Origin of the sequence: Acinetobacter sp. YH16052 (assembly GCF_013417155.1) — a bacterium.
Taxonomy (GTDB): domain Bacteria; phylum Pseudomonadota; class Gammaproteobacteria; order Pseudomonadales; family Moraxellaceae; genus Acinetobacter.
Genome location: NZ_VPEO01000011.1, coordinates 1 through 14,773, shown reverse-complemented (window position 1 = coordinate 14,773; position 14,773 = coordinate 1). Strand labels below are relative to the sequence as shown.

The 14,773-nt window shown below is 43.0% G+C and carries 14 protein-coding genes; 4 read left to right on the top strand and 10 right to left on the bottom strand.

Translation table 11 applies throughout. The features are described from left to right. Nucleotides 1-101: 101 nt before the first annotated feature. Nucleotides 102-1,118: a tRNA dihydrouridine synthase DusB gene (dusB, locus tag FTV42_RS09080; RefSeq protein WP_180038554.1), complete on the bottom strand. Its 1,017-nt coding sequence runs from the start codon at nt 1,116-1,118 to the stop codon at nt 102-104. 80 nt (nt 1,119-1,198) lie between these two features. On the opposite strand from dusB, the gene FTV42_RS09075 reads away from it, so the two are divergent. Together FTV42_RS09075 and FTV42_RS09070 are read left to right on the top strand one after the other, a co-directional pair. Then, a complete protein-coding gene (locus FTV42_RS09075; RefSeq protein ID WP_004646653.1) occupies nt 1,199-2,407 on the top strand; it encodes a DUF1615 family protein in 1,209 nt (402 codons plus the stop codon). Continuing rightward, nucleotides 2,374-3,027: an HAD family hydrolase gene (locus FTV42_RS09070; RefSeq protein ID WP_180038553.1), complete on the top strand. Its 654-nt coding sequence runs from the start codon at nt 2,374-2,376 to the stop codon at nt 3,025-3,027. The genes FTV42_RS09075 and FTV42_RS09070 overlap by 34 nt, the downstream gene beginning before the upstream one ends. A gap of 194 nt (nt 3,028-3,221) precedes the next feature. Here FTV42_RS09070 and FTV42_RS09065 read toward each other — a convergent pair whose 3' ends face one another. Together FTV42_RS09065 and FTV42_RS09060 are read right to left on the bottom strand one after the other, a co-directional pair. After that, nucleotides 3,222-4,316, bottom strand: coding sequence for an acyl-CoA desaturase (locus FTV42_RS09065; protein ID WP_004646650.1), 1,095 nt, complete (start codon nt 4,314-4,316; stop codon nt 3,222-3,224). 14 nt (nt 4,317-4,330) lie between these two features. Further along, the gene (locus FTV42_RS09060) at nt 4,331-5,395 is read right to left on the bottom strand and encodes a flavin reductase family protein (RefSeq protein ID WP_218946973.1); all 1,065 of its coding nucleotides are present in this window, start codon (nt 5,393-5,395) and stop codon (nt 4,331-4,333) included. A 152-nt stretch (nt 5,396-5,547) separates the two neighbouring features. Between FTV42_RS09060 and fabR the strand changes: the two genes are divergently transcribed. After that, complete coding sequence (fabR, locus tag FTV42_RS09055; protein WP_004729898.1) at nt 5,548-6,228, top strand: HTH-type transcriptional repressor FabR; 681 nt, start codon at nt 5,548-5,550, stop codon at nt 6,226-6,228. Between the two features lie 62 nt (nt 6,229-6,290). On the opposite strand, the gene FTV42_RS09050 is transcribed toward fabR, so the two are convergent. The 7 genes from FTV42_RS09050 to FTV42_RS09020 form a co-directional block, all read right to left on the bottom strand. Next, nucleotides 6,291-7,091: an alpha/beta fold hydrolase gene (locus FTV42_RS09050; protein WP_180038551.1), complete on the bottom strand. Its 801-nt coding sequence runs from the start codon at nt 7,089-7,091 to the stop codon at nt 6,291-6,293. A gap of 135 nt (nt 7,092-7,226) precedes the next feature. After that, on the bottom strand, nt 7,227-7,493 hold the full coding sequence (locus tag FTV42_RS09045; protein WP_004646645.1) for a PAAR domain-containing protein: 267 nt from the start codon (nt 7,491-7,493) through the stop codon (nt 7,227-7,229). A gap of 143 nt (nt 7,494-7,636) precedes the next feature. Then, nucleotides 7,637-10,474: an RNA polymerase-associated protein RapA gene (gene rapA, locus FTV42_RS09040; RefSeq protein WP_180038598.1), complete on the bottom strand. Its 2,838-nt coding sequence runs from the start codon at nt 10,472-10,474 to the stop codon at nt 7,637-7,639. Nucleotides 10,475-10,617: 143 nt separating this feature from the next. Beyond that, on the bottom strand, nt 10,618-11,262 hold the full coding sequence (locus tag FTV42_RS09035; protein ID WP_180038550.1) for an RluA family pseudouridine synthase: 645 nt from the start codon (nt 11,260-11,262) through the stop codon (nt 10,618-10,620). Between the two features lie 133 nt (nt 11,263-11,395). Then, on the bottom strand, nt 11,396-12,103 hold the full coding sequence (locus FTV42_RS09030; RefSeq protein WP_180038549.1) for a phosphopantetheine-binding protein: 708 nt from the start codon (nt 12,101-12,103) through the stop codon (nt 11,396-11,398). 149 nt (nt 12,104-12,252) lie between these two features. After that, nucleotides 12,253-13,578 (bottom strand): ISNCY family transposase, encoded by a 1,326-nt coding sequence (locus FTV42_RS09025; RefSeq protein ID WP_180038548.1) that lies wholly within the window; start codon nt 13,576-13,578, stop codon nt 12,253-12,255. 145 nt (nt 13,579-13,723) lie between these two features. Continuing rightward, entirely contained in the window at nt 13,724-14,026 is a 303-nt protein-coding gene (locus tag FTV42_RS09020; protein WP_180038547.1) for a hypothetical protein, read from the bottom strand. Between the two features lie 161 nt (nt 14,027-14,187). Here FTV42_RS09020 and FTV42_RS09015 point away from each other — a divergent pair. Continuing rightward, nucleotides 14,188-14,773 (top strand): helix-turn-helix domain-containing protein (locus FTV42_RS09015; RefSeq protein ID WP_180038546.1); only part of this gene is annotated, 586 nt, incomplete at its 3' end.

Here is a 14,773-nt window from a genome sequence, read left to right as displayed (position 1 = left end):
TAAACAGAATGCAAAAATCCGCCTGCTCAAGATAAAAAAGGTAGGGATTTCATGCAAAAAATATTACATGATTCGCTGAATTTTACCCGTCATTACTTGGTTTACAGTAAATTCACATGCTCGACCTGCACATCATTCATGGTTAAACCATGTTCTAGCAATGCATTAAAATAATCTTCTACCACACGATATTGATCAGCCGTATTTTCCACCTGATACATGTTCTGGCGAAACTCGTTGCTGGAACGCAAACCTTTGGTGTACCAGGCAATATGTTTACGGGAAATCCGGCAGCCGGAATATTCGCCGTAAAATTCGTATAATTCTGTCAAGTGTCCCAGTAGCACATCTTTCACTTCTGTAATACTTGGTGCATCAAGATGTTGACCGGCTTTTAAATAATGGGCAATTTCACGAAAAATCCAGGGGCGACCTTGTGCTGCACGACCAATCATAATTGCGTCTGCACCGGTATAATCCAGCACGTATTTGGCTTTTTCAGGACTGTCGATATCACCGTTAGCAATCACGGGAATATTCAACATTTCCTTTACGTCTTTGATTAAAGAATAACGTGCGGTATTCAGGTACATGTCTTCACGGGTACGGCCATGTAAAGCCAGTGCCGCAATCCCGGCTTGTTCAGCACGTTTGGCGACCCGTATAATATTTTCCTGGCCGTTCAAATAACCAAGACGGGTTTTTAAGGTCACTGGCACATTAACTGCAGCAACGACAGCATCCAGAATGCGTGCTACTAGATCTTCGTCCTGCAATAAAGCAGAACCGGCGAGTCGGTTACAGACCTTTTTGGCTGGGCAACCCATATTAATATCAACAATTTGCGCACCATTGGCCACTTGATAACGTGCCGCTTCAGCCAGATCATGGGGATCTGAACCAGCAATCTGCGCTGAAATCGGGGCCAACTCTCCATCAAAATTGGCACGATATAAGCTTTTTTTACTCATGCGCAAAGTTTTGTCAGACGTCATCATTTCACTGACCGCATGGCCTGCACCAAAGTATTTGCACAAGGTTCTAAACGGACGGTCGGTCACACCTGCCATGGGAGCGACAATCAAATTGTTTGACAGTTGATATGGACCAATATACATATAAATTCATCACTTTTTTGATGGGCATAGTATACTGCATCTGCCTTATTCGCTCATCTTTTCAATTAATTTACGACACCATGAATAAAACTTTCGCTTCTTGTTTTTCTTTTAAGTCATTGTCTGTACTTGTACTTTCTCTGGGTCTTGCCGGTTGTGGCAATGGTTCATGGTGGTCAAAAGATGATGAACCGACACTTGAAGTTGAACATATTCGCAAAGCTATTCCAAACCGTGTCAACCAACGTGAGTCTTGGGCACAAGATATTTATGACATTACCGAACAGCTCGGCATTCCTCAGACCAAGGAAAATGTTTGTACGATTGTGGCAGTGGTTGATCAGGAATCTAACTTTGTTGCAGATCCTACTGTTCCGGGTTTGGGTGAAAAGGCGGTTAAGGAAGTCCAAGGCCGTCTTGATGAAAAATTCAAAGATAAACTTGGTCAAGCAATTGGTGGCACAGTTGCAGGATATTTCCAGGAAGTTCTCAAGAACCATCCGAGTCCTGAAGACAATTACCTGAGCCAGATGCGCCGGGTCAAAACGGAACGTGAACTCGACGAATTATATCGTGAAATATTTGACTATATGTCGAAGCACTATCATGTTAGTGCCCTGACTGGTGCTGCCAAACTGGTCGGCCAGAATATTGGCGAGAAAATGAATCCAATTACCACCTTGGGTTCAATGCAGGTACATATCAGCTATGCGAAAGAACATAAACGCCAAGGCGGCAATATCGCAGAGTTACGTACTGATCTCTACAGTCAATATGGCGGTCTGTATTATGGGATTCATCGCCTGATGATGTATCCGGCAGATTATGACAAGCCGATTTACCGTTTTGCGGACTATAATTCCGGTATGTATTCCAGTCGAAATGCTGCTTTCCAGAGCATGTTGAATGATTTAACTGAAGCCGAACTCGATCTGGATGGCGATTTATTACTCTACACCAAAGATGGCGCGATCCGTTCGCAGAAGAGTCAATCTGAGCGTGAGTTAATCAGTGTTTTTGCCAAAAATAATTTTATTATTACTGAACGTCAAATCCGAGCTGATTTAAAGAAAGAAAAAGACAAAGACTTTGAAGATACGATGACTTATCGTGGTGTCAGCAAGCTCTATCAGGAAAAAACCGGTAAAGACCCTATTTATGCGATCATGCCTGAAGTGGTCATTTCCGGGCCAAAATTGAGTCGTGATTATAATACCAACTGGTTTGCTACCCGTGTCGATGGTCGTTATCAAACATGCATGCGCAAAATCAAGAATCTAAAACTCTAGCCTTATTTGATTTTGATGGAACCCTGTATCTGCATGATAGTTTTACCGGGTTCATTTTTTATGCCTTGAGAAAACGGCATATTGTGAAACGCGGCCTGCAAATTTTGCCGTGGATTCAGGCTTATTATTTAAAACTCTACCCTGCGCACCGCATGCGTCCCAAATTGTATGCCAGCATGTTTAAAGATAGTGATGCCGAGGAAATTCTGCAATTGGCTCAGGACTATGCGCAAAAACTGATACTTAAATTAAATCCCAAACTGTTAGAGCAGCTTATACAACATCAAGAATTAGGCCATGAAGTGGTGCTTGTTTCTGCATCTTTGGATTTATATTTGGAACCAGTTTGCAGCTACTTAAATATCGATTTAATCTGTAGCGAAGTTGAAATCAAAGCCGGGAAATTGACAGGGTTATATCAAACTCCTGACTGTAGCAACATACAAAAGAAAATTAGAATTCTAGAAAAATATAATCTGGATAATTATGCTGAAATTTATGCCTATGGGAATAGTGAGGAAGATGAAGAAATGCTGAGTTTGGCACATCAACGCTATCTCGAAGGTCGAGATAAACAGCTTCCGAAAATTAATATTTCAGTTCATTCGATGCCATATTAGTCCTTTCCATTCTATCGGGTTAACCAACTAAACGCCTTTAAACAACGCTATAAATGACAGATTAACTTTTTTACTTTATGCCTTGAAATCATCTTAAATAGCTTCGCAATCAGGGCTTTTACTTTCTGTAAGTATTAGCCTCCTAAATAAAAAAAACCACTTCATTTGAAGTGGTTTTTTAGCTTTAAGAAAAATTACTTCTTAAATGGAAATGCATATTTCACAATACGTTTAATCACGCTACCGTACTGCTTAACTAGACTAGCATTGTTGTAGTTCAAACCATATTTTTCACAAACCGCCTGAACTTTTGGCGCCATTTGACGATAGCGGCGTGCAGGTACATCAGGATACAGATGATGTTCAATCTGATGACTTAAATGACCCGTCAAGATATGAAATGCTTCAGAACCAGTCAGGTTGGATGAACCACGGATCTGACGCATATACCAGTGACCACGACTTTCATTTTGCAGTACCGATTTCGGGAATACTTCGACATCTTTGGTAAAGTGACCGCAGAAAATAATACTAAAGGTCCAGATATTACGCAGACCATTGGCCACCATATTGCCAGTCAAAACCGGTAAAGCCGCAGGACCTGCTATGAGTGGAAAGAATACATAATCTTTAAACAGCTGTTTACCGATTTTGCTCTGCATTGGACGCCATTCTTCTTTGGTCTGCTCTTTGCTTTTGCGACCTTTGAAGTATTTACCCAATTCAAGATTCTGAATCGCAACGCCCCACTGGAACAATAAACAGAATGGCACTGCATAAATCGGTTGCAATAAATAACCCGGTTTCCAGCGCTGTTCCGGGAACAAGCGTAATAGACCATAACCGATATCATCATCCATACCCTTAATATTGGTATAAGTATGATGCTTAAAGTTATGGGTTTGACGCCAGTTGTCTGAAGTCCCTACAATATCCCATTCATAAGTCTGACCATTGAGTTTAGGATCATTCATCCAGTCATATTGACCATGCATGACGTTATGACCCAACTCCATGTTTTCCATGATTTTGGCAAAGCCTAATAGACCTGTGCCTAGCAACCATGCTGGTGGGAACCAGCCTGCAAACAATAAGGCGCGACCGGCAATCGATGAATAGCGAATGGTTGAATAGACACGACGGATATATTTGGCGTCTTTTTCACCCAGATCATCTAGCACTTCTTGTTTAATTGCATCAAGTTCACGTGCAAGTTCATCAAGTTCAAACTGGGTTAATTCACGGTTTTTAGGATTTTTAAAATACTGTAATTTTACTGGCATATTCATAGGATAAAACCCGCTTATAAGTCGATGACAAGGTCAGTCTGCGCTGAGTTAATACAAATTTTGAGCAGGTTACCGGGTTCGGTATTTTGCGCACCGTTGACCAAATTCTTGGTCGAACCTTCTACTTTATTGCAGGCACATTTATTACAAATGCCCATACGGCAACCATGGGTCGGTTTAATATTTTGCTGTTCCAGACTCACCAGAATGGACTGGCCTTTTGGAATGCTGACAATTTTTTTCGACTGGGTCAGGGTGACATTAATAAAGCCGGTATCCGATTGATCCGCCAAGCTCATGCTAAATGCTTCACCTTTAAACTGTTTTGCCTGAGCAAAAAGCTGTTCTGCTTTAGATACAAAACCTGAAGGGCCACAGCAATATACGATGCTATTTTCCAGATTTTGCAGATCGGTCAGATAGGTTTCATCAAGACGTGCAGCAGCTGGCTGTTCTTGAGTGGCATACACATGAAATGAGAAATTTGCATGTTTTTGAGCAAGTTCTTCAAACCGTGCTTTAAATGCGGCATCCTGATCTTTTTTAACCCAGTACCAGAGAGTAACCGGTGCAGATAGTTCACCTTTTTTGCTCAAGCTTTCCAGCATACTGAGCATTGGGGTAATACCACTCCCTGCTGCAAGCAAGATCAATGGACTCGTCTGCACAGGCAAGGTCATATCACCATAAGGCTGACCAAATTCGATCACATCACCTACTTGTGCCTGTTCTGCCAACCAGGTACTGACTTTACCGGCATTGACTTTTTTCACGGTCAATAAAACATGTTGCGCATCTACACGGGTCAAACTATAGCTACGTTCATAACGGATGCCGTTTACCACCACATAGACCGGATGATGCTGCCCTGCTTCACCAAACTTAAATAAGCGATTCACTTGAATTTTCAGACTCAGCATATCCTGTGCTGCATTTTCTATATGCACGATCTTGCCTAATGGCTGATTCAACGACCATACAGGATTGAGTTTCTGAATCCAGAAATTAATTGCATGCTGATCGATTACACTATCACACAGTGCATTCAATGGCATTTTAAGTTTTTGCAGTACATGCATCGTTTGCGACATCACCTTGGGTTTTTAATTATTATACACGTGTATATATATTTGTATATACAACTGTATTGTTTCTAATCATTTCACAAGCTTGACTGGCTCGGTTATAATAAAATGATTCATGCATGAACCTATCGATGAACGAGCCTTCAATGAAAATAAGCAGTGACGCATCTTTATTACAATCGAAAAGCATTGATGAGCCGATTATCGTACGGAGTGTCGGTCGCAAGGCCACCATTACCAAGGAAGAACTGTTTCAGGCTGCGTTGAATCTGATTGGGCCACAAAAAAGTATTTCCTCTTTAAGTCTACGTGAAGTCGCGCGTGAAGCTGGTATTGCACCGAACAGCTTCTATCGTCATTTTAAAGATATTGATGAACTGGCCATTGAGCTGATTGATCGTGCCGGAATTGTATTGCGTCAGATTTTGCATGAAGCACGTCTGCAAGCTTCTCGCCAGAACAGCATCATCCGCAGTTCTGTAGAAGTTTTTATTGCCCAGCTGGATGCCGATGAAGGCAATCTGAGCCTGTTATTACGTGAAGGCTATACTGGCTCCAAGTCTTATAAACAGGCGGTAGAACGCCAGTTAAATTATTTTCAGCAAGAACTTCAGGATGATTTGATTCGTCTAGAACGCCTAAACAACAAGAAGTTATTTCATCCGGATATTGCCGCCAAAGCGATTACCCAACTGGTCTTCAACATGGGGGCCAATGTGATTGATATGCCTGCCGAAGACCGTAAAGAAATTGCCGAACAGACCATGATCATGATTCGGATGATTCTGGAAGGTGCGCGTCATCTGGAAGATTCCCAGCTGCGCTAATTTTCCGATTTGCATGAAGTAATATAAAAAGAGACGTAATCAACGTCTCTTTTTTATGATGATTACAAAAGTACAAGTTGAGCTTTAACCGCCTTTGCAGTGGCTTCCGGATACTCAAGCGGGAACATATGCCCGCCCTCAACCACAGAATAATTAATCTGATAAATCTTGTGCATCCCTTGTGGCAAACCCTGCTGATAAAACTGGCTTTGCTCTGCAGTCATCAGATGCATCGGCACTTCAGGCGGTCGGCGTGGTGTTCTCCACCACCAGGCTGGCACAGTCCGGAAGATTTCCGCTTCTATCTGTTTTGGAATAGTTAACGTCACCCCACCACGTTCAGGTTCTGGCTGAATGCCGCTCTCGATATAATCAGCAAAACACTGCTTATCGAAATTTTTAAATAAGCGGTTAAACCGGAGTGCTTCAATTGCGACCTGTTTCGATGGCCAATAATCTTTGCGTTTTAGCGTAATTCCTGCGGGTGTATAACGATCGACACTTTTTAGATTCAGCTTTTTGATCAGTTCAAACATGGCGCTGTTTTTTCCAATCACAAATGGTGGATCCATAATGATCAGCTTGGAAAACAGTTCGGGACGTCGATACGCCGCCATAAGGGTCACCAGACCACCAAAGGAATGTCCTAAGCCAATCACTTGCTGCTGAGGAAACTGCTGCTCGATATCTGCAATGACTTCATCGACCAGATAACGCCAGTCTCGCGTAATTGGATATTGTGGGTTCATGCCGATAAAGGGAATCGCTTTGACCTCATAGTCTTGCTGAAAACAGTCCAGAAACTTCCGATAAGTTGCCGAAGGGATACCATTGGCATGGGTAAAATGTAAGGCTTGCTTCATTATTTTTAAACGCAGTGCGTATTCATCCTGAAATCGTAGAATGAGCTTACCGCTTTAAAGATTTATTCGGCAGCGCAAAAATGCTCAAAGCATGACCTCAAAGTCATTTCTCTGTATTCCTTCAGAATTTAAAGTCTATTTCTGCGATACAGTCAAATGTTGCATCGGTAGAAAAGTCGCGCCGCAACTGGCCTTATCCCCCGCGATGACCACTGCCCGTCCTTTGACAGTAATAGACAAATTGCTGGAAATTGCGGTGACCATAGTCTGACATTTGGGACAATAATGCTTCATACCATTTAAATGCACGGCAATACCATTGATCAAAAAAGAGAGTTCGCATTCAGTCACCATGCCGCCATGACTGGTCTTTGTGCCAAGGGTAATCAGTGCTTTTGACATACTTTGTCATTCTTATTATTCAGTAGCCTAATTTTAAACAGGAGGAAAATAACAGACCAGCATTCTCCGACAAAAAATAATAAACCCGGATTTTGCCCATAAAAAAAGCAGCCCGAAAGCTGCATTTTTTTATTGCGTAAAGCTTAAGGCTTGACCACGACCATCACCTGGATCGCTTCCGGTGTTACCGATAAACCATCCAGCAGGCTTAGACCCTCTTTCTGCAACTTCTGTAAACGTGCAATTTCATCTTCACGGATACTTGGGTTGAACTGTTTCAGATAGGTCAGGCGATCAATTTCATATTGCCATTTATTGCCATACACTTCTTTGGCTTGCTGCTTGAAGCCCGGCAAAGCACTACGTGCCAGTTCAAGGGCCTGCTGATAACGTGCTTCAATTACATCACGACGTGCTTTCACCACCTGACGGCAGCTATTGCCATCCAAATGATGTAGATAAGGCTTCAGGATTTCTGGTGCAATCTTCAGTGATAGATCCTGACCTTTTTCACTGAGCAAGACACGAATCAACTGTTGCGGCAAGCTAGATGGCAAATTCAATGCTTTCGGCGCAACCACATCGACCTTGAACCATACTTCTAACAATACTGAACCTTGTGGCAATGCTGCAGATTTTAATACCGCAACGTTAGTGCTACCAAAGCCTTGGGTATTGATCATTTCCATCACGCTTTCAGTGAATGGATGTTCAAGCGTCAGGTATTGCGCATCTTCACGGATTTGCGCCTGATCACGATAGAAAGTCGCTGTAATCCCTTCTTCATCCAGCGTCAAACCTTGAACCTGCATTTGATCGGTTGGCTTGATGATCACTGTACCGTTACTTTGCTCATCAAAGTCGATATTCGTAGACGCCATAAAGCGCTTCATGAAAATCGGCAAAGTGGTATTGTCATCATAATCTTCAAGCGCGTTAACAATTTCCTGTGCCACCACCGGACGGCAAGAGTTGTACTCAAGCAAACGGTCACGACCTTCCTGCAACTCGGCTTCCAGAGCTTCACGTTGCACGCTGACTTCTTCAAGTAAATCTTCAAACTGCTGACCTAGGTCGGCCAATAGACAATCTTTCAAGTTCACAATAAAGTTTTCTTGCAGGGTTTGTGCCGTTGGAGAAATATTGTTGAAGATATTCAGCGCTTCGTTATACCAGCGGAACATACGTTCTTGTGCAGTTCCCACCAGATAAGGCACATGAATCTGAATACGGTTTTCCTGACCGATACGATCCAGACGACCAATACGCTGTTCCAACACGTCCGGGTTCGCAGGTAAATCGAACAGAATCAGGTCAGAGGCAAACTGGAAGTTACGACCTTCAGAACCGATTTCCGAACAAAGGAGAATCTGCGCGCCATACGAATCTTCAGCAAAATATGCTGCAGCCTGGTCACGCTCTAACAAACTCATGCCTTCATGGAACATTGCCGTACGAATACCAGCATGTAAACGTAGTACATTTTCCAGCGCTTCAACCACTGGCCCGCTACGTGCAATCAGTAAGACTTTCTTGTGCTTTAAATCGGTACGCAAACGCTCCATCAGCCACATCACGCGTGGATCGGCTTCCATCCACGAGCCATCCAGCTGGGCTTCTTCAGGCCACATTTGCTCACGTAGTTTACCGTCTTTCGACCAGTGTTCTGGTGCTGGTAATGGCGCTGGCTGACAGTCACGGCCCGGGAAACCTTGAATCGCTTCACGCGTGTTACGGAACAGGATACGGCCTGTACCATGACGGTCTAAAAGCTCATGAATGGCACGGAAACGCTGTTCAGGATGGTCTTCAATCGGATGACCTAACAAGCCCTCAATCGCAGTGAAATTCTCAGCTTCTAGCGGCAAATCTGACATCAGCACTTCTGCAATTTTAGCGGTATGCTGATATTGTGCTTCTTCATCGAGGAAACGATCCAGCGAATTAAAACGCTGCGGATCAAGCAAACGCAGGCGTGCAAAGTGACTTTCCACACCGAGCTGTTCAGGTGTCGCCGTCAATAACAACACGCCCGGCGTATGTTCAGCCAGCTCTTCGACCAGATCATAACGGTCATTACCGCCATCTTCTTCGCTCCACATCAAATGATGTGCTTCATCGACCACCAGCAAGTCGAAACCGGCTTCAAGTGCCTGTTCACGCAAATCTTCATGGTCGACCATCAAATCGACAGAGGCAATAATTTTTTGTTCGGTCAAGAACGGGTTTTGTTCAGGATCATGTTCTTTGATCGATGCAGTACGGGTCAAGTCAAACAGCGAGAACTCAAGATTGAAACGACGGCGCATCTCAATCATCCACTGATATTGCAGCGAATCCGGTACTAAAATCAGAATACGTTCAGAACGGCCGGTTTTCAGCTGTTGATGGATAATCAGACCAGCTTCGATGGTTTTGCCCAGACCCACTTCATCGGCCAGTAAGACACGCGGTGCAAAACGCTGACCGACTTCATGTGCAATATACAGCTGATGCGGAATCAGGCCTACACGTGAACCCACTAGACCACGCAGTGGACTGCTTTGCATATTGGCCTGCATTAGCAACGCTTCAATACGCAGGTCATACCATTCTTTATAATCAACCTGACTGGCCAATAAACGGTCTAAAGGCTTAGACAATTGGATGGTTGCACCAATACGGGTTTCATTCAGCGATTTACGTTCTTCAGTTCCATCTTCCAAGGTACGAACGACGTGATAACGTACCACGCCATTGCGGTCTTCAACGGATTCTACAATCCACTTGGTCCCTTCCTGATCCTGTAATTCATCTTTCACATTAAATACGATACGAGATAAGGGTGCATTGCTGCGTGCATAGACGCGGGTTTCATCGCTTTTCGGGAATAAAATGCTGACCGACCGCTCATCAACATCAATAAGAACGCCTAAACCGAGTTCTGTTTCAGTATCTGATAACCAACGTTGACCAATAGCAAATTGCTGCAATTTTTCCACCTTTATCTTAAGTACAAGATTATGAATATTAGGCTCAATCACGAAACGTCATTGGAGCAAAATTCCACACCTTCAAGCAATGTATTTTGACATAAAGCCCACTAAAAAGTGAGCATAATTCACGCCGATTAAAGAAGTATTTCCTAGAACGGCGCCGGACAATAAAATTCGACCAACTGCTCTGTTTGAGGATGACAAAAACTCAAACGTTCCGCGTGTAAACATAGACGTGAGCTGAGCTGTTGCTGTTCGGATGTCGCATATAAGGTATCGCCAATAATCGGATGTCCGAGATATTGCATATGCACCCGTAGCTGATGTGAACGGCCGGTAATTGGGATCAGTTTCACCCGGGTCACAGGCTGTCCCTGAATATTAAAATGTTCAATCGCCTGCCAATGCGTGATGGCCGGCTTATGATGTGTGGGATCTGCGATATGTAAAGGCGGACGGCTTGGATCATACACCACTGGCACTTCAATAGTGCCTTCACCTTCAAGTGTACCTGCAACCACAGCCTGATAGATTTTATCAGTCTGGCGTTCCTGAAACTGGCGGGAAATGGTTTTTTGTCCCCATTTGCTCAGACCAAAGGCCAAAATGCCGGATGTATCACGATCCAGTCGATGAATCAGTAAAGTTTTGGGTTCTAGTTTGACCAGACGGTTGATCAGGCAATCTTGTAAGTCTTCTGTTTTACCGGGAACTGTGAGTAAACCTGCAGGTTTGTGGATGACCATAAAATCATCATCACGATGTATCAGATGTTCGGTTAGAAAATTACTCAAAGTTCAATCCCAGGCTGATCGCGAAAAACAAGGCGGCAATGATAGAAAGCTTAGCCAATAATTACAATGCGCATTTATGTAAATGACGATGAAATTTCCGATTTAGCGCATAAAATTGCTCAATCGCAGCGCATCAACCTGAGGATTTTAAAATGAAGCTTGCCAATTCGTGCAAAGACGGATGTTTTAGCACATCTTCATAACGGATATTGGCACCATGTGCACGCCATATACCGACTAGACTCACCACCGCTACCGAATCCAGACCATAATTTTTTAAGTCGACATAGGGATCAATTTCCAAAGCATCCATATCCAGCTGTTCTGCGACAGCCAACATAATGCCTTTGGCCGACAATACATATTCGGAAAATGCGCTTAAATCCCATAAGCGGGTCAGGCTATAGGTATTTAAGTGATGTATCCCCTGTGCTGAAATATTTTCGATCCATTGAATATGCTGATCTTGATTCGCCAATAAAATCACATCATCGACCACACCGATTTGATCCGTCACACTCATCAGATGCGGCAAAATCTGTTTCAGCATCGGTGTAACCTGCCCGGCAAAAATCAGTTGCGGATGCATTGAGGCATATTCTCCCAATTGCTGCATGCCTTGCATCAGGTCATCACCATATAAGTCAACAATCGGAATATCGAGTGCTTTGGCTTTATTGCTGATCTGGATCAGATGACTCATTAGGTCGCTTTCTTGTATGCCTACCATCATCCTTAAATTTTGTAATCCCACTAAAACCAAAACAGATTCATTTGATGCAAGCTGCCATTTGGCTTGGGATGGAGCAAGTTGGATTTTTTTAGGGATGGGGTACAGCATGGGAGGCTCTTATAAATACAAAATAGCATGATGATTCATGCTATTTTAGTTTAGCATCGATTTGAGAAACACTTTGATTTCACAGAGGTTTATTGTTCTATGTTATTCCCAAGTAGAAATGTCCTACCTAATAACCAAATAGAAATGTCCTATATGGACATTTCCAAGTCAAGCACAGGATTCAGATTTCGTTGTTGAATTGCTGTTTTCTGTGCACGTCTGCTTGGCATCTTTTGAGAACGATTACGTTTGTTTTGCTGTTCCAGTTCTTCATGCTGTTGTTGAATATGCAGCAATACAGAACTTAAACGTTTATTCTCAACAATCTCTCGCTGGTTAAGCTGACTTAATTTATCGAAGATGCTGTAATTGATCTTCCGTCCTTCATGCATGATCGCTACAGTACCATCCGGATATTCTAGAAACTCAAGATATTTACCGATCAGCTTCTGATTTTCTTGGATATTCTCCAGAATATATACACATTTATCATAAGTAATGGTCAGGCTATTGGTGACTCTGCGGGGTTCACGCCAAGTAAAAATATCATCTAATTCTTCAGCTGTTTCAGTGACAGTCCGGTGGAGATCCTTGGGATTAAAGGCCATCTTGGCAAATTTACGATTAAATTGCTCAATAAAGCAGGGCAGCCAGGCATTGGCATCTGCAATCGAACTGATAGCTTCTAAGCGCATCTCCTTAATCAGACGATCCTGAAGCGTTCTATTGGCTCGTTCTACACGTCCTTTGGCCTGTGGTGAATTGGCGAAGATGATATCGATATTGAGCGTACTGAGTACTCGCCCAAATTGGGTAATCTTGGTGTCTTTCTTGCTGCTTTGATTTACCCTAAAGACTGAATGTTTGTCGCTGTAAAACGCTAAGGGCTTACCGTGCTGTTCAACATACAAACGTGTCGAAATCATATAGTCAAAGGTTGATTCTGACTCACAGAAGCGTAAATGCTGTAATTTGCCTGTGGCATCATCAATAAACACCAGCAGACAGCATTTAGCAGCACGCCCTTCGAACCAGTCATGGTGAGAGCCATCAATCTGGATCAGTTCACCATAGCAATCCCGGTTATATCGAGGCTGATATGGGCGTTTCAGGCGCTTGGCGCGAGGAATCCACAAGTCGGCTACAATCATCCAAGAACGCAGGGTTTCTACTGAAAGATCGAATCCATGTACGGTGGTGAGCTTTTCATGCGCTAAAGTGGGTCCGAAACCATGGAGTTGGTCAGAAACAATATTGAGGCACTTGAGTCTGAGTTCTTCAGGAAGTTTGGAATTGCTGGTTTGGCCACGACCGGCATGCGCTAATGCAGCTGGACCTTGAGCTTTGTATTTCTGCAGTAAGCGTCTGATCTGACGTTCTGAGATATGAAGTAGCTGAGCAGCCTGGGATTGAGTTATGCGTTGATCGCAGATTTCCTGCAAGACCGACAATCGTTTAAGTTCTTTATCCGACATAGACACCAACATATCAAACCGTCCGCTTCGATAATCGCAAAAGCGCATATTCTAAAAGCGGACATTTTTACTTTGGAGAAACCGGACATTTCTATTTTGAAGTTACAGTTCTAATTTCGTATCATCGCCATTATGTTAAATGGCTTTAATTTTGCTTAGCCCTATATTCATTAAATGCTAGAAGCATTCCCTCTTTTTGTTCTGCGGAGGCATCTGGAAATAAATAAAATCTTTCATAATCTTTTCTAAATTGGCTGCTTTCAATTCTTTTAGCTAAGTCATCAATAAAACCTTTTCCTTGAGTCTGATATTGCTGAATCGTTTGTTTATCTAGGCAGATAGTTTTCGCCCAAGAAACTGCACTCATATTTATACAAACATTGAGGTATATATTTTCGCTATCCTCATATAGTTCCCAAAAATAAGGCTCTATTTCTATAAGTTGCATTTCACTAGTATTTCCAAACTTTTAATTATTTCTAAAATTAACATAATACACGTTATACGGAATTCTTTTGTTAGAACCCATTTAAAGTGTCTATATTCTCACCAATAAAAATGTCTGGTTTATGATGGTTTTTATCACCATGGACTGGATATAAAATATAGATGCTGATCACTATGTCTGATAAAGAAATTCAACGTCTTGCAGTTCTGCAAGACGTTAGAGATCATCGTATTACCCAGGTCCGTGCTGCTGAAATCCTGAATCTTTCCACCCGTCAAATTACCCGGTTATTGCAGAAGCTCAATCAAGATGGTGTCTCAGGTATGGCACATGCCAGTCGTGGTCAACCGGGTCATCGTCGCCATGACGTCCTGTTAAAATCAGAATGTCTTTCCATTATTTCTGAACATTTACTTGGCTTTGGTCCTACATTGGCTCATGAGAAGCTCAGCAGCATGTTTGGCCTGCATATCCCGGTAGAAACGGTTCGTCGCTGGATGACTGCAAATGACCTCTGGATTCCTCGATCCAAGCGCCTGAAACGTCCATATCAGCCTCGATACAACCGTGATTGCTTCGGTGAGCTGATCCAGATCGATGGCTCATATCATGACTGGTTTGAAGGTCGAGCTTCCAAATGCTGCTTGCTGGTTTATATCGATGACGCCACTGGAAAGCTGTTGCATCTGCGCTTTTGTGAGGCTGAAACGACCTTTGATTATATGCTTTCAACCCGAGCCTACATTG